The sequence below is a fragment of the Acinetobacter beijerinckii CIP 110307 genome (genome assembly GCF_000369005.1).
Taxonomy (GTDB): Bacteria; Pseudomonadota; Gammaproteobacteria; order Pseudomonadales; family Moraxellaceae; genus Acinetobacter; species Acinetobacter beijerinckii.
Window position 1 is genome coordinate 231,182 of record NZ_KB849764.1, and the last position, 16,903, is coordinate 248,084.

Annotated in this window: 16 protein-coding genes and 4 pseudogenes; 9 read left to right on the forward strand and 11 right to left on the reverse strand. The window is 37.7% G+C overall.

What is annotated here, in order from left to right; all coding sequences use genetic code 11:
* Window positions 1-3 precede the first annotated feature (3 nt).
* The gene (gene imm40, locus F933_RS02675) at window positions 4-303 is read left to right on the forward strand and encodes an Imm40 family immunity protein (RefSeq protein WP_005058296.1); all 300 of its coding nucleotides are present in this window, start codon (window positions 4-6) and stop codon (window positions 301-303) included.
* Between the two features lie 313 nt (window positions 304-616).
* Here imm40 and F933_RS02680 read toward each other — a convergent pair.
* Window positions 617-1,240 (reverse strand): annotated as a pseudogene (locus tag F933_RS02680) (IS256 family transposase); the annotation flags it as partial.
* 258 nt (window positions 1,241-1,498) lie between these two features.
* A pseudogene (locus tag F933_RS17500) lies at window positions 1,499-1,636 on the reverse strand (tyrosine-type recombinase/integrase); the annotation flags it as partial.
* Window positions 1,637-1,874: 238 nt separating this feature from the next.
* Between F933_RS17500 and F933_RS02685 the strand changes: the two are divergent.
* Window positions 1,875-2,147, forward strand: coding sequence for a hypothetical protein (locus F933_RS02685; protein ID WP_005058299.1), 273 nt, complete (start codon window positions 1,875-1,877; stop codon window positions 2,145-2,147).
* A gap of 165 nt (window positions 2,148-2,312) precedes the next feature.
* Window positions 2,313-2,772: pseudogene (locus tag F933_RS02690) on the forward strand (recombination directionality factor); the annotation flags it as partial.
* A gap of 140 nt (window positions 2,773-2,912) precedes the next feature.
* On the opposite strand, the gene F933_RS02695 reads toward F933_RS02690, so the two are convergent.
* The 3 genes from F933_RS02695 to F933_RS02705 are packed head-to-tail and all read right to left on the reverse strand — an operon-like array spanning window position 2,913 to window position 5,795.
* Window positions 2,913-3,920 (reverse strand): aldo/keto reductase, encoded by a 1,008-nt coding sequence (locus F933_RS02695; RefSeq protein ID WP_005058302.1) that lies wholly within the window; start codon window positions 3,918-3,920, stop codon window positions 2,913-2,915.
* Window positions 3,921-3,936: 16 nt separating this feature from the next.
* The gene (locus F933_RS02700; RefSeq protein ID WP_005058304.1) at window positions 3,937-4,935 is read right to left on the reverse strand and encodes an NADP-dependent oxidoreductase; all 999 of its coding nucleotides are present in this window, start codon (window positions 4,933-4,935) and stop codon (window positions 3,937-3,939) included.
* A 56-nt stretch (window positions 4,936-4,991) separates the two neighbouring features.
* The gene (locus tag F933_RS02705; RefSeq protein WP_005058306.1) at window positions 4,992-5,795 is read right to left on the reverse strand and encodes an oxidoreductase; all 804 of its coding nucleotides are present in this window, start codon (window positions 5,793-5,795) and stop codon (window positions 4,992-4,994) included.
* 236 nt (window positions 5,796-6,031) lie between these two features.
* Here F933_RS02705 and F933_RS02710 point away from each other — a divergent pair, with 236 nt between their 5' ends.
* From F933_RS02710 to F933_RS02725, 4 genes are read left to right on the forward strand one after another with little or no spacing between them, the layout of a single operon-like run.
* A complete protein-coding gene (locus tag F933_RS02710; RefSeq protein WP_005058308.1) occupies window positions 6,032-7,045 on the forward strand; it encodes an alpha/beta fold hydrolase in 1,014 nt (337 codons plus the stop codon).
* 37 nt (window positions 7,046-7,082) lie between these two features.
* Window positions 7,083-7,946, forward strand: a complete 864-nt coding sequence (locus F933_RS02715) for an alpha/beta fold hydrolase (protein ID WP_005058312.1) — start codon at window positions 7,083-7,085, stop codon at window positions 7,944-7,946.
* A 51-nt stretch (window positions 7,947-7,997) separates the two neighbouring features.
* Window positions 7,998-8,384: a hypothetical protein gene (locus F933_RS02720; protein WP_005058313.1), complete on the forward strand. Its 387-nt coding sequence runs from the start codon at window positions 7,998-8,000 to the stop codon at window positions 8,382-8,384.
* A gap of 9 nt (window positions 8,385-8,393) precedes the next feature.
* Entirely contained in the window at window positions 8,394-9,644 is a 1,251-nt protein-coding gene (locus F933_RS02725; protein ID WP_005058315.1) for an NADH:flavin oxidoreductase/NADH oxidase family protein, read from the forward strand.
* Window positions 9,645-9,695: 51 nt separating this feature from the next.
* Here the strand turns inward: F933_RS02725 and F933_RS02730 are convergent, their stop codons facing one another.
* Window positions 9,696-10,136 (reverse strand): winged helix-turn-helix transcriptional regulator, encoded by a 441-nt coding sequence (locus F933_RS02730; protein WP_005058316.1) that lies wholly within the window; start codon window positions 10,134-10,136, stop codon window positions 9,696-9,698.
* Between the two features lie 115 nt (window positions 10,137-10,251).
* On the opposite strand from F933_RS02730, the pseudogene F933_RS17355 reads away from it, so the two are divergent.
* A pseudogene (locus tag F933_RS17355) lies at window positions 10,252-10,492 on the forward strand (recombination directionality factor); the annotation flags it as partial.
* Window positions 10,493-10,585: 93 nt separating this feature from the next.
* Here the strand turns inward: F933_RS17355 and F933_RS02735 are convergent.
* Together F933_RS02735 and F933_RS02740 are read right to left on the reverse strand one after the other, a co-directional pair.
* Entirely contained in the window at window positions 10,586-11,656 is a 1,071-nt protein-coding gene (locus tag F933_RS02735; protein ID WP_005058319.1) for an alpha/beta hydrolase, read from the reverse strand.
* Window positions 11,657-11,685: 29 nt separating this feature from the next.
* Window positions 11,686-12,183 (reverse strand): cyclophilin-like fold protein, encoded by a 498-nt coding sequence (locus tag F933_RS02740; RefSeq protein WP_005058321.1) that lies wholly within the window; start codon window positions 12,181-12,183, stop codon window positions 11,686-11,688.
* A 240-nt stretch (window positions 12,184-12,423) separates the two neighbouring features.
* Here F933_RS02740 and F933_RS02745 point away from each other — a divergent pair, with 240 nt between their 5' ends.
* Window positions 12,424-13,329: a LysR family transcriptional regulator gene (locus tag F933_RS02745; protein ID WP_005053278.1), complete on the forward strand. Its 906-nt coding sequence runs from the start codon at window positions 12,424-12,426 to the stop codon at window positions 13,327-13,329.
* On the opposite strand, the gene F933_RS02750 is transcribed toward F933_RS02745, so the two are convergent.
* The 3 genes from F933_RS02750 to F933_RS02760 form a co-directional block, all read right to left on the reverse strand.
* Complete coding sequence (locus F933_RS02750; RefSeq protein ID WP_005058323.1) at window positions 13,292-14,500, reverse strand: MFS transporter; 1,209 nt, start codon at window positions 14,498-14,500, stop codon at window positions 13,292-13,294. The genes F933_RS02745 and F933_RS02750 overlap by 38 nt on opposite strands.
* A 242-nt stretch (window positions 14,501-14,742) precedes the next feature.
* Window positions 14,743-16,137, reverse strand: coding sequence for a heavy metal sensor histidine kinase (locus tag F933_RS02755; RefSeq protein ID WP_005058325.1), 1,395 nt, complete (start codon window positions 16,135-16,137; stop codon window positions 14,743-14,745).
* Complete coding sequence (locus tag F933_RS02760; protein WP_005058327.1) at window positions 16,134-16,805, reverse strand: heavy metal response regulator transcription factor; 672 nt, start codon at window positions 16,803-16,805, stop codon at window positions 16,134-16,136. Before F933_RS02760 ends, F933_RS02755 begins: the two co-directional genes overlap by 4 nt.
* Window positions 16,806-16,903 lie beyond the last annotated feature (98 nt).

Here is a 16,903-nt window from a genome sequence, read left to right on the forward strand (position 1 = left end):
ATTATGCTAAGTCAAATTTTGGAATTGTATTCTCGTTGTGGTGAGAGTCTTGGAAAGATTGGAATAGATGAAGCCGTTTTACCAATTTGTGAGATTAATAATGCTTTAAATCTTTTTATGCAGAATAAAATCTTAATTTTGGGTGGAGATTTGTACATTAAAAGTGATTCAGATAATTTTGAAAATTTATATGCTGATTGGTTTTATGAAGGTGTAAATTATTCTGAAAGTATTCTTGATGCTAAAAATTATTTATCTAGATTTGAAGATGGGAATATATATGTTTCTTTTGTATTTAAATAGTATTTTTACTTTGCCTCGTTCCACCGTTGTACGGTGGAATGCCAAACTGGTTAATATTTAATATTCCCTAAAAAAATGACCAATTATTCATCCGTGAGTAAATGGTTTTTTTATTTCTTATTGTCCGAGTAAAGAAAGAATGTCCAGTTGAGCACGCCATAAGGTGTACAATTGGATAAAAATACGCAGTTGCCCTTGGGTTGTCATGATTGATGAAAGCTGCTTGTTTGTGGATAATTTAAGACATATCAACAATCGATAAACATGTACTATAATCTGGAGCCTGTACATTATTTTGTGTAAGTCCGAATTTTTATAAATGATCTTTTAATCGATCATCGAACTGAATCGTAAACCAATTCATCGCTAAACGCCAATTTTGAATTGGCATTGTCCATTTCTTGGCAGCATTGGTTGTTGCCAAGTAAATGACTTTCTTGACTGAATCATCAGAAGAGAAAATCTTTCGCTTCTTGGTTGAATGGCGGATTACGCTATTCAACGATTCAATCGCATTTGTTGTATAAATCGCATGGCGTATTTCAGCTGGGTAACTAAATATCGTTCGGATATTTTCCCAATTTGCTCGCCAAGATTCGCCAATCTTAGGATATTGGTGATTCCATTGATCGCAGAAGATATCCAGAGATCTTAAAGCATTTTCCTCTGTACTTGCTTGATAGATCGCTTTAAGACCAGCTGTAACAGCCTTGTAGTCTTTCCAGCTTACAAATCTCAGGCTATTGCGTACAACATGCACGATACACAACTGAATGTCCGTATGAGGATAAACAGAGGCAATAATAGCATCAGGAAAGCCTTTTAACCCGTCTACAGAGGCAACAAGAATATCCTGTACTCCTCGATTTTTGAGTTCTGTCATGACGGATAGCCAGAATTTGGCACCTTCTGTCTGGGCAATCCACATACGAGCAAGTACATTTTCATAGAGTTCACGTGGGTAGTCAGTTAGTGTACCTAGAGCCATATCTGAAAATTATTGCGCTTAATGTACAATCACCAAATTATTGAAGAAAATTGAGTTCACTTAATAAAATAGCAGCAGATAAAGAATTGAATTTTTGTAGTAAAAATCGAAGTAAAAAATTAAATATAAATTATTTTATATATACTTATCAATAATATATGTGTTTAATTTGACTATCACCGCTTCCGCCAAATATCTGAAAGGGAATCAAATATATAGTTTGATTCCCTTTTTATTTGGCACAATTTTGGCGCTATTCAAAATTTTCGTGCTCGCTTGTTTTTTCTTCTCTAAGCTAATCCACTTCGCATAACGATCCATCAGCATGATTGCACTATGACCTAACTATAAAGCGAAATAGCTTTTTAATGATCATTTAGTTGAATTAGCCTAAGCCATCTTTAATATACACTTTACCAAGTGACATTTTTCGTCACATCAAAACTTATGTGGTTATATATGTTAAAAATATGACTTAAGTTATTCATAGTTATAAATAAATATTGAAAATTGGTTGAAATAAAATCAATTATCTTTAATGATAACTATACTTCACTTGGTCATTCATTCTAGGAGGTAGATCATGATTGATGTGCAATATTCCGAAAATGTCTCGATTCAGCAATTAGCTGATAATGCGTTCTTATTAAAAATTAATGATGCAAAGGTTTATCAGTATTTATTGGTGCAATGCGGCACAACCTTTGGTTGGGAACGATCTATACAAAAGTCACAAAGCTTCTTTAATGGAGACATTGAATATCAAATCAATGTTTCTAATATTCCATTAGAAAACTTTGGTCGAGAGTTTTTTATGCTTGAACCTGAACTACTCAATAATATTGCTAGAAGTTAGTCATTAAATGAACAGGGTATTAATCACATATTGATGCCCACACCGCCATTCACACTTTCCCCACGTCTACCCTGACGTGTTTTTTTATGCCCAAAAATTTAAAACTTTACTATTTCAGCTATATAGGAACTTATACAATGGATAGTTATACGCAAATTCAGAACAGGCTTATGCAAGCCTTATGGCAGACTTTACGTCAACTTAAATGAATTGGATGATTTTGGCACATTTATTTTTAGAACCATAGGCTTTAATAGCATTCGAACTTTGGCTATACGATTAAGTTATTACCATGCGACATCGAGTGCTTTACTCTCATGTTTGCCTTTGCAGCTCACGTTACGAGGCAAGAGCACCACATAAAGCTATCGTACTCCAATCTATTACATAAATCTAACTTTACGTGATGGCATCAATTTGCAGGAAGCAATTACTTCAGCTAAGCAAATTGATAAAGAAGCAAGCACGTTAGCAGGGTTTTATCAGGAGGCTCTGGATCATGTGGAACGACAGGGCTATGGTAATTTCTGTTTTGAGGTGGGCGGTGACGAAGGTGTGTATATTGTTGAGGAGTTTTATACTGAGGAAGCAACATCATCAAATGTATGATTTAACTGGTATTTAGGATATTCAGAAAGGATTGCAGCAGTCGGTTCAGGCTCTGGATTAAAAGTATTAAGGGGGCTAAAGACTCCCTTAATATCTAATTTTATACCAAAACTTTAGAATACCTTGAGTTAAACTTAAAGCATTCGTCCTATAAATCTAAGCAATACGCAAGCCATGCAGGTGATTGTCAGTGCTTAGTATTTTTCGGTTTTGATCCAAACTAACTAACGAGCTAACATCATCCAATAATTTAATCTGATCTTCTGATAACTCAATATTGATCGCATTTAGATTGCTATTTAACTGATTTAAAGATTTTGGTCCAATTATTGGGATAGTCCCATGTGTACTTGCCCATGTGATTGCAACTTGATCAGCTGAAACGCCAAGTTGATTAGAAACTTCAAGTACTGCATCTAAAATTTTTGTACGCTGCGCTGTGTTTTCTGCTTGAAAAACATTTCCACCAAAACCTTCTGCACGCCCAGTTTCACCTTTACGATATTTTCCAGTTAACATGCCTCCACCCAAAGGGGACCATGTGACCATTCCTAATCCTAGTGCTTTTGAGGCTGGTATTAAGTCTACTTCTGGTTCTCTATGAACCAAACTATGTTGAAATTGTATAGCTGCGACAGGTACTGAATTTTTAAGTTCAGCCAAGGTAACAGCACGTGATACTCTCCAAGCTGGAAAGTTCGAAAGTCCAGCAAAGAGTATTTTCCCAGCACGAGATAGATCTTCCAGTCCTCTAAGTATTTCCTCACTGGAAGTAATATTATCAGGATGGTGTACCCAGTAAAGATCGATATAGTCTGTTTTTAATCTGCGTAAACTTTCCTCAACTGAGAAAATCATTGCTTTACGGCTATTACCTTTATGTAGTTGATTTGAGTTTGGCGTAGCGCCACTTGAAAATTTTGTTGCTAAGACAACTTCATTGCGGATACCTTGTAGCAATTCACCTAATATTTGTTCAGATTGACCAAATTGATAAACATCCGCGGTATCAATAAAGTTCCCACCAACATTTAAATATTGATCTAGTATTAATTTTGCTTCTTCAATAGAGGCACCATAGCCCCAACCTGTACCAAAATTTCCTGTTCCCAACGCGATTTGAGAAACATTTAATCCTGTTTTTCCAAATACTATATTTTTCATAATTTAAACTCCAAAATTATTCTGCAATTTCTACAACGACTTTGCCTTTCGCACGTCCAGTATTCACGTATTCAAGTGCTTCGTTCATTTGTGAGAATGGATATTCTTTATCAACGATAGGTTTAATTTTCCCAGCCTCAACAAGTTCAGCTATTTGAGACAGCTGATATCCATTTGGTTGCATGAATAAAAATGAATAGGTAATGTCTCTTTTTTTTGCCTTGTTACGAATGGACCAACTTAAAAGAGGAATGATAAATTTTAATAACCAATTTGCTTTGATTGCTTCAGCAAAAGCACGGTCAGGTGGCCCTGAAATACTGATAATACGACTACCACGCTTTATAACGTTCAATGACTTTTCTAAAGTTTTTCCACCCTGCGTGTCTAAGACTACATCGTAATCTTTCAGTTCTTGCTCAAAATCCATGGTTTTGTAGTCAATAATAATATCTGCGCCTAGTTCTCTAACCCAGCGAGTATTTTTACCACTTGTCGTTGTTGCGACAGTTGCACCGAGATGCTTAGCAAGCTGAATTGCAATCGAGCCTACACCACCTGAACCAGCATGAATCAATACTTTTTGTCCTGATTTAACTTTTGCAATTTCTACTAATGCTTGCCATGCAGTCAAGGCGACAAGCGGTAGTGAGGCAGCATGCTGCATAGAAATATTTTGAGGTTTCAGTGCAAGTGACGATTGCTGAACGATTGTGTACTCAGCAAAAGAACCATTCGAATCTGTCTTGGCATAGACTTCATCACCGACTTTAAACTGAGTAACATTTGAACCAACTTGAGCAACGACACCTGCAAAGTCATTACCTAAAATAAATGGAAACTTAACAGGTAAAATAGCTTTGAATTCACCCTCTAATACTCGTAAGTCAAGCGGGTTGATACTTACAGCATGAACTTTAACAAGTACAGAATCTTTCGAAATAGATGGTTTAGGCTGTTCATCCAACTGTACATCATCGATTTTGCCATAACTTTTAATATAGGCTGCTTTCATTTGGGACCTCTATATATTTCTTTTTTAATCGTTAGAAATGGATTAATTAAGTTGGGTTAAACTTTCAAACTGCGTTGAATCAATGCGTCAAAGATCTTTACTGGGGTAAATTTTCGTAAATTCTTTAAGTGTCTTGCTGTCTTGCCTGATGTATAACGAGGCAAAATGTTTTGACTGTTGATTACCGTTAAAATTGTCTTAGCAACAACACCTGGATCATCTGACTTATTAATTGCTTTTATCATGTGCTGATGGAGCTTCTCGCGAATGTGGTCATACGCTGAGATTTTTGCATCTGCTTCTAGTAAGTTTATGCCTAATGAAGTTTTAGTGTAAGCAGGTTCTATTAATGAAACACGAATCCCTTGTGTTCTCAATTCATGATCTAAGGACTCTGAATAACCTTCAAGCGCATGTTTTGATGCAGAATAAAGCGCGCCAAAGGGCATTGGCAGAAGTCCTAAAACAGAGCTAGTGTTCAAAATAAGTCCAGAATTTTGTTTACGCATCACTGGAAGTACTGCTCGAGTCATTCGGACAACACCAAAGAAGTTGGTATCAAAAATAGCTTGAGCTTGTTGCATCGAACTTTCTTCAGCGCCAGCAGGTGCGATTGCAAATCCTGCATTATTGATCAAAACATCAATTCGACCTTCATTTTGAATCACTTTCGCGATTGCACGATTAACCGAATCTTCATTATTTACATCTAGTTCAATCAGATTGAATTTATATTGAGATGACTCACTTGTGCGTCGACTCGTACCATAAACAATAAAACCTGCTCTATGTAAAAGTTCTGCTGTTGCTAAACCAATACCAGAAGATGCACCTGTAATAAGAACCACTTTGCTTGTCATACAACATTTCTCACACGTAATAGGTTGGTGATGGAACAACCAATTTCACCTTGATGTTTTGATCATAATCTAAAATTAAAATAGTTACTACTAAAAAGATAGTGACAATGCGTTTTTGTTGATGTATGGTTAATATTAAATCGATACTGACTTTGTTTTTGATTTCCTTATCTCAAGAAATAATTAATTAAATTCAGTTGAATAGGCTTTATGCATTAATTCTGAGGATTAAAAAAATGAATTTTTTACTAAATACAATTGCGATGGGATTGACGGTGGTCTCTGTTTTTATTTCGCCATTAACGCAAGCCGAAACAGTAGCATCGATCTCTTTTAGCGACTCGGTGGCTAAAGGTGACGGATTATCTCCAAAACTTATTTTCAATCAGCAAGCTAGTCAAAATCCTCAGTTAGCTACGAATTGGAAGAATGTACCAACTCAATTTATAAATGCTGATGGAGTTAATTTCGCCTACAGAGAATATGGTCAACAAAATGGTGGAACACCTATTATTTTTCTGAATCATTTAGCTGCTGTATTAGACAATTGGGATCCAAGAATTATTGATGGAATTGCCGCAAAACATCATGTGGTGGTTTTTGATAACCGTGGTGTTGGTGCTTCTACAGGTAAACCTGCTCAGTCGATTGAGCAAATGGCAGATGATGCAATTACCTTTATTCAAGCAAAAGGTTTCAACAAAGTTGATTTATTTGGTTTTTCAATGGGAGGCATGATTTCACAAGAAATCGTATTGAAACAACCAAACTTAGTCAGAAAGATGATCTTATCAGGAACAGGACCTGCTGGAGGAACTGGCATCAGTACAGTTGGACGAGTTTCTAATTGGGATTTAGTCCGTGGGATGGCAACGCGCCAAGATCCTAAAGTCTATTTGTTTTTTACTCGGACCGACAATGGTAAAGCTGCTGCGAAAAAGTTTGTTCAACGGATTAATGAACGTACTGAAAATCGTGATAAAGAAATCACCATTTCTGCGTATCGCGCTCATTTAAAAGCATTAAAAAAATGGGGAAATAAAAAATCTGTTGATCTTTCAGTTATTCAACAACCTGTTTTAGTTGCTAACGGTGATCATGATCGAATGGTTCCTACTGTAAATACTTATGACTTAGCAAAGCGCCTTCCAAATAGCACGCTTGTCATCTATCCAGATGCTGGACATGGTGGAATTTTTCAGTTTCATGATGATTTCGTAAAGCAATCTTTAGCTTTCTTGGCGAAATAAATTTCAACTTAGTTATGTATGAAATGGGATAACGACAATGACCACAATTAATCATCAAACCGCTGAAACACAATTTATAGAAGTTGATGGAGCCAAATTTGCTTATCGTAGATGGGGTAATGCAAATACACAGCAACCACCTTTGTTTTTTCTACAGCATTTCCGTGGTGGTTTAGACAATTGGGATCCACTCATTACAGATGGATTAGCAGCGGACCGCGAAGTTATTTTATTCAATGGGCGAGGGGTCGCGTCATCAACTGGACAACCTCGAACTCGGATTGAGGATATGGCTGACGATGCAGCAGCGGTGATTCGAGCATTAGGTCTGAAACAAGTTGATTTACTCGGCTTTTCTTTAGGTGGTTTTCAAGCACAAGATCTAGTACGTCGCCGCCCTCAATTAGTCAGAAAATTAATGCTTTTAGGGACAGGTCCTCGGGGTGGAAAACCTAGAGGCGATGACCCAGATGTTCCAGCTTTAGTTTTAAAGCATGCAACCAGTGCAGTGCCTTCTGAAGAAGACTTTCTATTTTTATTTTTTGGTCGATCTCCAACAGCAATTCAAGCAGGGCGTGATTTCTGGCAACGTCGCCATCAACGTAAAGATCAAGATCCAGCAAGTTCAGACAGCGTAATGCAGGCTCAGATTGAAGCCAATATGCACTTTTTACCAAAACTTGATGAACAAGATCATTTTGCTCATTTACGCGAGATTAAACAGCCAACTTTTATTCTTAATGGTGTAGATGATGTGATGATTCCAACCATCAATGCTTATCAGATGGCACTTAATATTCCAAATGCACAGCTGTTTATTTATCCCGATGCTGGTCATGGTGCACAGTTCCAGTACCCAGAACGTTTCCTAAAGCATGCAATACAGTTTCTAAATGAGTAATGCATCAGGATGCCTTATGTATCCTCATATATTGATGAACAGAGAACCAAAATGATGAAATTTAAATTATTACTGTGGATACTGACGAAGCTTTTACAACGAGCTGTGAAAAATAATCCAAAATGTGCTGCTTATGTAAAAGATAAAAATGTCACATTTCAAATTCAAACAGCAAGTGGTGAAGGGCGTTATTTTGAAATCAAAAATGGCAAAATAAAGTCTCATGCTGGTCAAAGTAAATCCCCAAGTTTTACATTCACTTTTAAAAATGGCAGTACAGGTTTTGCTGTGCTATCAGCTAAAGATAGTGTCAATACATTTTTAACAGCCCTTAGAACTCAGGATCTTGTGATTACTGGAAACTTTGTCGATGTCATGTGGTTTCAAAGTCTAGTTGACTTTATTCAACCTCAGCCTAAATCATCTTCAACTGTGTGAGTAAAGCCAATGATTGACTTGCCATTAAAAACAAATCTCCTGAATCAGTCTTTAACGTTACCGAATGGTTTCGTAATTCCAAATCGTTTGGCTAAGGCAGCAACAAGTGAAACGCTAGCGACCTATTCCAACAACCCAACTGAAAAGCATATACGACTATACCAGCGTTGGGCGGCGTCAGGGATTGGCATGATTATCACAGGCAACATTATGATCGACCGACGTGCTTTAGGGGAGCCTGGGAATGTTGTGATTGAAGATGAACGGGATTTTGTAATTTTACAGCAATGGGCAACAACGGTGACTGATCAAGGCTCCCAATTATGGGCACAACTCAATCATCCCGGAAAACAATCCCCAAAAGGATTAAATTCACGAAACATTTCTGCTTCAGCAGCGCCATTTGGGGCCGAAATGCGATCATTATTTGCAACGCCAGATGAAGCAACCCATCAAGAAATACTAGAGATCATTCAGCGCTTTGGTCGTAGTGCGTTGATATGTAAAAAGGCTGGATTTAGTGGTGTTGAGATACATGCTGCACATGGTTATTTGATTAATCAATTCTTATCACCATTACACAATTTAAGAAATGATGAGTGGGGAGGTACTCCAGAAAAACGTCGCAAGTTTTTAATGGAAGTCTATGCAGAAATTAGAAAACAAGTAGGGGCATATTTTCCAATTGCGATAAAGCTTAACTCAGCGGATTTTCAAAAAGGTGGATTTACCGAGGAAGACTCTTTAGCAACCATTAAGGCTTTGTCTCAAGCAGGAATTGATTTAATTGAAATTTCAGGTGGTACTTATGAGTCAGGTGTAGCTAAAGCACCTCAAAAAGCATCAACTATTGTCCGTGAAGCATTCTTTATCGATTTTGCTGAAAAGGTTAGGGCACAGGTAAAAACACCATTAATGGTGACAGGTGGCTTTAGGAGTGTTGAAGGTATGAATCAAGCTTTAGGATCAGATGCTTTTGATGTGGTTGGGATTGCTAGACTGATGGCAATTGATCCTGATGCTCCCAAATATCTATTAGCAGGAACCAATAGTGAGCAAACAGTTCAACCAATTAAGACTGGCATAAAAAAGATTGATCAACTTGGGGTTATGGAAGTACTTTGGTATACCCAACAACTTAATCGCATTGCCAAGGGAAGTAATCCAAAACCTAAGGAAAGTGGCTTATGGGCATTTATCAAATCAGTTTTACGTAGTGGTTGGGGAACTTACAAAACACAGCGTACTCGAATCAAATAATAATTTAGTATTTAAATTTATAAAAAAGCACTCTCACAGGAGTGCTTTTTATTATTCAGCTTTTTGGTGAATAGTTCGAGATCCAATTTCAGCACCTGTCACTTTATCAATTACAATCGGTTGAATTTCTGTACCTTGTTCAGCATCAAGAAATATAGGCATTTTCTCAGGATTTTCAAAAGGTTTATGCTTACGACCCCATGCACCGATTACAAATAAAACGGGTAAGAAATCTTTGCCTGCTTGAGTTAATACATATTCTTCACGTGGTGGGTGTTCAGAATATTGTCGTTTTTCAAGTAATCCTTCATCTACTAAAACGGACAAACGTTTAGTCAGCATCGTCGGAGCAATGCCTAAACTTTTACGAAATTGATCAAAGCGTGTAAATCCTGCATGTGCATCACGTAATATCAACATGCTCCATGCATCGCCAAGAACGGATAGACTTCTTGCAATAGGGCAGATTTCTAGGTTGGTATTTTTAGTCATAAAATTAACAAACTTTATAGTAACTACTTAAATGATATTAACATGGTTGGTTTTTTTAAACTATTAAAAATGGCGATTAAGAGCCATATAGATACATTGTATTTAGATTGATTGCATCCATTTAACTTTGTGTGATGGGCTCAATTTTCAGGAAACAATTAGTTTAGCTAAGCAAATCAATTAGCAGAGCAGTAGTGTTCTATCAAGAAGCTTTAAATCATCTGGCACGGTAGGGCTATGGCAATGCCAGTTTTGAGGTTGGAGTTGAAGAAGGCTTAGATATTGTTGAGGAGTTTTACTCGGATGAATCCAAACCAGAACAACATCATCAAACGCATCACTTGAGTCATGTTTAGAATATTCAGAAAGGTTTGCAGCAGTCAGTGCAAGCTTGGAATCAAGAATAAAAGGGATACTTTAATGTATCCCTTTTATTCTTGTCTAAAGAACTATTTTAAATTTTTTTCAAAAAAAATAGCTAATTTATTAAATGGAATTAAATTGACTCTATCGTATAAATCAACATGTCCTGCACCTTTGACATAATAGAGTTCTTTGGGGTGTCCAGCCAGTTTATAAGCTTCCTCACTAAACTCCTTTGAATGTGCCTGATCACCTGTGATAAATAGCATTGGACGAGGTGAAATAGTTTCTATGTCATTAAATGGATAAAAGTTCATAAACTTGATGTTACTAGTTAGCGTTGGATGTGTAGTTGCTTTAGGATCAGCGCCTTTAGGTGTAAATTCCCCACGTGGAGTACGATAGAAGTCATAAAACTCACGTTGAATAGGATGAGTATTGGCAGTGAGCTCGTGTACTGTGCCACTGGTATATTCTATTTTTGCACCTGTAAACTCCGCATAACGCTGTTGAACTGCATCGGCAATGATCTGTTTTCTTTGCTCTAAACTCTGAGAGTGATTCAATGCATTACGATTGGCTGCACCCATATCGTACATGCTAACGGTTGCAATTGCTTTCATGCGTGGATCAATTTTTGCAGCGCTAATGACGAAGCTGCCACTACCACAAATTCCTAAGGCACCAATACGTTCACGGTCAATAAAATCACGGGTGCCTAGATAATCAACTGCTGAGCTAAAAGCTTCACTATAGATGTCATGGGAAACGGCATTGCGAGGTTGTCCTTCGCTTTCACCCCAAAATGGCAAATCAATTGCAAGAGTCACAAAACCTTGCTCTGCCAATTTTTGGGCATACAGCATGGAGCTTTGTTCCCTGACTGCACCCATTGGATGACCAATTATAATTGCAGGTGATTTTGTCCATTTTTTAAGGTCTTTAGGGATCACCAAATTACCTACTACTGCCATATTGTATTGGTTTTTAAAAGTCACTTTCTGGATATTGACTTGACTGCTTTGATAAAAATTATCTGCACCATTTGACATATCTGCTGCCATCGCTGTGGTAGAGGAAAATAAACTTACTGTTGTTGCGGTAATGACTGCTAGCGCAGATTTACGAAATTTGTCGAAGTACTGAATGACGAACATAACGATCTCACTTAATCACAATTGGGTGGCTATTTCACTTGGCGAATCACAACGGTAAATTCAGACTGACTCAAGAATGCTTTCGGCAGATTTTCTATTTTTCCTAGAAAAATAAGTCCATTGGCATAACCGACATCGGAATCTTTATAGAAAATTGCTAAATTTCCCCAAGGCGCGTAATAGGTCAGATCACCAGCTTGGCCTGTGTAACCTTTGGGTGCGGATTGTTGGGAGAGTCTATGAGGTAAGGTGGCAATTTTTTCTGAAGATGCATAATCACTAAGCTTTAATGACAGAGGCAATTGCTTAATAAAATCCTGAGTAGTTGGTGAGGACTCTAAAGTTACAAAAACAGGCTGCTCTGTGCCTGCAATCTCAATCTGAATTTTCATCTTTGATGCTCTTGTTAGAGTCGAATGATGGTCTCGTGGTGGTTTGGCTGTTGTCCATAAAGAAAAACAACTTAAAAAAATTGCCAACATGATCGAACAGCCAATAAAAGCAAAAGAATATTGATTTCTACTCATAATTAAGATGCTCTTAAACTTATTGATTCAGATGCCTATTTACTAACAGATTTTCCAACTTATTCTTGTAATAAACAGGTTGGAAACCTAAGATGAAATTAGTTTAGGTAGTTTTGTTAAGAATGATTAGAGTAAAAAAACAGCATGGACTTATGAATAGCATTCATGAGTTATTCATTGAATTGGCTTATTTCAAGCTATACTGATCGCCATAGCCATTAATACAAAAGCAGATTTTTTATGATAACCAAGGAAAATTACAACGATCTCTATGCTTTTCTAATGGTGACGAGAGAGGGAAGTTTTACTAAAGCTGCTGGAAAACTAGGGGTTTCCCAATCTGCACTTAGCCATGCCATTCGGGGGCTGGAAGAAAGGCTGGGTATGCTGTTACTGACTCGAACAACAAGAAGTGTGTCACCGACAGAAGCAGGAGAACGTTTAAGGCAAACCATTAGTGCCAGTTTCGATCATATCGACAATGAGCTTTCATTGTTGAGTAAGTTACGGGATACACCTGCAGGAACTGTCAGGATTAATGCTAGTAGCCATGCCATCCGACAGATTCTACTGCCAAAACTTCAGCAACTAACACAACGTTATCCTGACATTAATATCGAGTTAACAGCCAACAGCGGAATGGTGGATATTGTTGCTGAACGATTTGATGCAGGTGTCCGTTTTGGTAGCCGTGTTGCAGAGGGTATGATTGCCGTTCGGATCGGCAATGATGTCAAAATGGCTGTGGTGGCAACACCTGACTATTTTGCAAAACACGGTCTGCCGCAGTCTCCACAGGAGTTGACCCAACACGCTTGTATTGGTTTTCGACTCACGACTCATGGCGGCATTTATGCTTGGGAGTTTGAGAAAGATGGACTGGAAATAAAGATCAAGATTAATGGGCAATGGGTTTTTAACGAGTCCTATCATAGTGTTGATGCTGTAAGACTAGGATTGGCAATTGCCTATATTCCAGAAGATATGGTTGAGGATGACTTGCGTAGAGGTGATTTAATCAAGGTACTGGATGAATATAGCATCCAGTTTTCAGGTTACCATTTATATTACCCACATCGCAGACAGCAATCTCCAGCCTTAAGGCTAGTCATTGATACCTTGCGTTTAACAGATAGCGCCATGTAAATGAGGAAAATAGGACACCGATCACCAAGATGATTGCACTTAAAATAACGGTTGCTTGATAGCCTTGCCAGTCGAAAAGTAAGCCACCCGCAGTTGCTCCTAAAGTAATGGCCAACTGAATAATAGCGACCATCAGTCCACCGCCGGCTTCTATTTCATGGGGCAGGGAACGAGTGAGCCAAGTGTTCCATGCTACTGGTGCGGATGTACCAATCAAACCCCATAAAACCATCAATGCTGCAATGATCCAGACCTGATGCCCAAATAAGATAAACGCGCCTGCTAAAAATGCCATTGTGAGTGGAATCAAGATTAAATAACGATACAGATGTTTATGTAATATGTGACTGATCATAAAAGTACCGATCAAACCTGAAACTCCCATGATTAATAGCAAGCTAGAAAGCTGGTTTGCATCCACCAAAGTCACCTTTTCTAAAAAGGGTCGTAAATAGGTAAACAGCGAAAACTGTCCCATAAATAAAAATAAGATAGCAAACATACCTAAGCAGATCACCGGCCGTTTTAATAATAGGAATACATTACCACTCATGTGCTGAGTCTTTATGGGAGGTAGGGACGGCATGGTTTTAACTTGCCAGAGTAGAGCAATGACGGCAATGGGAACAATACAAAAGAAAGCGCCTCTCCAACCAATCACTGAACCCAGAAAACTGCCTAATGGTGCTGCAATTGTGGTGGCTAGGGCATTGCCGCCGTTTAAAAGTCCCAATGCTTTTGGTACTTCATTGAATCGTACTAGTCGCATCACAATGGCTGTGGACATCGACCAGAAGCCACCAATCACAACGCCTAGAATTGATCTTCCAAGTATAAATAAAAGGGAGTTGTGGGCAAAAGTGATAATGACTCCAGACAGTATCATTAGCAAAGTAAGTCCCAACATCACGGAACGGCGATCCCATTTTCGAGTAAATTTGCCAATGGTTAAACTGGCTATGACAGCAAAAATCCCTGAAATTGCAATCGCCTGTCCAACCTGACCCTCAGTCATCTTGAGGTCAAATGCAATTGGTGTAAGCAAACTCACGGGCACAAACTCAGAGGCGATCAGCACCGAACAACATAGAGACATCACGATCACCGCACTCCATGTAGATGTACTCGGCGTTAGATCGGTTGGAGATTGTTTTTCAATAGATAAAGACATACATATCCTGCTTAAAAAAGCATATAGAAATTTAAACTGGAAAGCAGGACACACTAGCAAATCGCTAGGTTGTGAGTTAGGTGCTTTTATTGAATAGAGTTATGAATAATCTGTATGAATGGATAATTTTCAATAATGATTTTTTTACATAAACAGATATTAAGCATACTTTTGAATGATGATTTTTTAGTGAAGAAGTCAATTTTTGAAAATAAATAAAGATATATTTAACTTTTCGATAACTAAATATCAGAAAATTCAGGAAAAATGAGCTCAAAGCAAATACCATCTGGAGTATTGTAAGCCAAATAATCACCTTGATGAAGGGTCATAATTGAGGCAACGATGGATAAACCAAGACCTCCAGTTTGGCTGGTTTGATGGCGGCTAGAAGTGCATTGATAAAAGCGTTCAAATAGAGAATCAAGATGCTCATTTGCAATACTCGTATCACTGGTGATCACATACAAACTAGTTGTTGAGCTTGATCCATCTTGTTGGTTGTTTCGACTACCAATATAAATCTGACGTTGCAAACCACCATGTGTTAGTGCATTCGAAATTAAATTATAAAGTGCTCGTTGTAGTAATTCTGGATCAGCCAATATTTGGGTTTGTTTTAACTGCAAAATAAACTGGCAAGCTTGTTCTTCAGCTTGATGCTCAAAAATGTCACAAATCGTCTCAATCAAGTTGGATAGATCGATCCATTGTTTATTTAACATCACCATCTGACGATCCGCACGTGCAAGAAACAGCATGCTATCAATCATACGTTTTAAGCGTTGGTAATCTTCTAAATTTGAATACAGTACTTCTTTATATTGCTCATTTGTACGCTCACCCATGAGCATAATTTCCGTTTGTCCAATCAGGTTGTTGAGTGGAGTACGAAATTCATGGGCAATATCTTCTGAGAATTGGTTGAGTTGCTGATATCCGATTTCAATTCGGTTCAGCATGGTATTGATGTCTGCCGTCAGTTGTTCAATTTCTGATGGAGCTTGATCAAGCTGAATTCTTTGCTGCAATTTATGGACATTGATTGCCTGAGTTTGTTGTTGCAGTTTTCGTAAAGTACTGAGTCCAAAACGGCTAGCCAGAGCAGACAATATAAAAATCAGTACAATCCCGATGCTCACTGAAACCAATAAGCCATTACGGAATGGCTCAAGAATATTGAGACGTTCAGACCATTGCTTGCCTGCAATGAGCACATAAGGCTTTTGATGAATGTTAATCGTTTTCCATGACAAGCGTGTTGGGTGTTCGGTCTGAGTCAAATCAGTAAATTGGATGCTGCTTGATGTTGTTAATTTAGGAAGGGGAATATTTAAAGGATTAATATCAATCAGGCGTTGATTATGATCCATTAAAATAAATAAGTTATCTTGGTTTCCTAACATATTTTGATAGAGCTTAGGGCGAGCAACAATTTGATTTATATTTTCACTATCTTGTAGAAGTGTTTCGAGTCGTTCAATTCGGTCCGTCAGAGCACGATCTTGTTGGATAATTAAAATTTGATTAATCCCAACATAGCTAATCATTGCCACTACGCATAAAACTAGAGCGCTGCAAAAAGTCACCAGTAGGGTGAGTCTCAATTCTAATGAGTGAAAAATATGATTCATCATGCTTGAACCGATAGCTTATAACCTAAGCCCCGAATCGTATGAATTAACTTTAAATCATGTCCATCATCAATTTTGCTGCGTAAGCGACGTACAGCTACATCGATAAAGTTAGTATCAGTATCAAAATTAATATTCCAAACTTCTGAGGCAATTTGGCGGCGCGTAATAATTTCATCTTGATGCAAAAGCATAAATCGAAGTAGGTTAAATTCCTTCTTACTGAGGTCGATTAATGCATCTTCTCGCCAAACTTTGTGTTGTGTTAAATCCATCTTTAATGACGCAATCGAGAGCTCATTTTCTTGATTATATTGTTGGCGCCTTAAAAGACTTTTGATACGAGCAAGTAATTCAACATAGGAAAATGGTTTTGCTAAATAATCATCAGCTCCCAATTCTAAGCCTTTGACACGATCTAAAATCTGATCCTTTGCAGTTAGAAATATCACGGGAACCTTAGAAAATTGGCGAAGTATTTTCAATACATCCCAACCATCAAGATCAGGCAACATTACATCTAAAATCACCAAAGAATAGGATTTCATTTTTAATCTTTCCAAGCCTTCAAGTCCTGAATGGACGCACTCCGCTGTATAGCCTGACTCAATTAAGCCTTTTACTAAATAAGACGCGATCTTCGTTTCATCTTCGATAATCAGAATACACATTTTTGTTCAGACTCTTTGTGAACATGACAATTTTGTAATGTGATTGTCATGCTGTGGCGGAATAGATTTGTTTAAGATTTTCAAAGCATATCAGGCAG

Bases quoted from the DNA above. Each gene is read 5' to 3' on its own strand.
- imm40 (WP_005058296.1), top strand. From the start codon at position 4: ATGCTAAGTCAAATTTTGGAATTGTATTCTCGTTGTGGTGAGAGTCTT.
- F933_RS02685 (WP_005058299.1), top strand. From the start codon at position 1,875: ATGATTGATGTGCAATATTCCGAAAATGTCTCGATTCAGCAATTAGCT.
- F933_RS02695 (WP_005058302.1), bottom strand. From the start codon at position 3,920: ATGAAAAATATAGTATTTGGAAAAACAGGATTAAATGTTTCTCAAATC.
- F933_RS02700 (WP_005058304.1), bottom strand. From the start codon at position 4,935: ATGAAAGCAGCCTATATTAAAAGTTATGGCAAAATCGATGATGTACAG.
- F933_RS02705 (WP_005058306.1), bottom strand. From the start codon at position 5,795: ATGACAAGCAAAGTGGTTCTTATTACAGGTGCATCTTCTGGTATTGGT.
- F933_RS02710 (WP_005058308.1), top strand. From the start codon at position 6,032: ATGAATTTTTTACTAAATACAATTGCGATGGGATTGACGGTGGTCTCT.
- F933_RS02715 (WP_005058312.1), top strand. From the start codon at position 7,083: ATGACCACAATTAATCATCAAACCGCTGAAACACAATTTATAGAAGTT.
- F933_RS02720 (WP_005058313.1), top strand. From the start codon at position 7,998: ATGATGAAATTTAAATTATTACTGTGGATACTGACGAAGCTTTTACAA.
- F933_RS02725 (WP_005058315.1), top strand. From the start codon at position 8,394: ATGATTGACTTGCCATTAAAAACAAATCTCCTGAATCAGTCTTTAACG.
- F933_RS02730 (WP_005058316.1), bottom strand. From the start codon at position 10,136: ATGACTAAAAATACCAACCTAGAAATCTGCCCTATTGCAAGAAGTCTA.
- F933_RS02735 (WP_005058319.1), bottom strand. From the start codon at position 11,656: ATGTTCGTCATTCAGTACTTCGACAAATTTCGTAAATCTGCGCTAGCA.
- F933_RS02740 (WP_005058321.1), bottom strand. From the start codon at position 12,183: ATGAGTAGAAATCAATATTCTTTTGCTTTTATTGGCTGTTCGATCATG.
- F933_RS02745 (WP_005053278.1), top strand. From the start codon at position 12,424: ATGATAACCAAGGAAAATTACAACGATCTCTATGCTTTTCTAATGGTG.
- F933_RS02750 (WP_005058323.1), bottom strand. From the start codon at position 14,500: ATGTCTTTATCTATTGAAAAACAATCTCCAACCGATCTAACGCCGAGT.
- F933_RS02755 (WP_005058325.1), bottom strand. From the start codon at position 16,137: ATGATGAATCATATTTTTCACTCATTAGAATTGAGACTCACCCTACTG.
- F933_RS02760 (WP_005058327.1), bottom strand. From the start codon at position 16,805: ATGTGTATTCTGATTATCGAAGATGAAACGAAGATCGCGTCTTATTTA.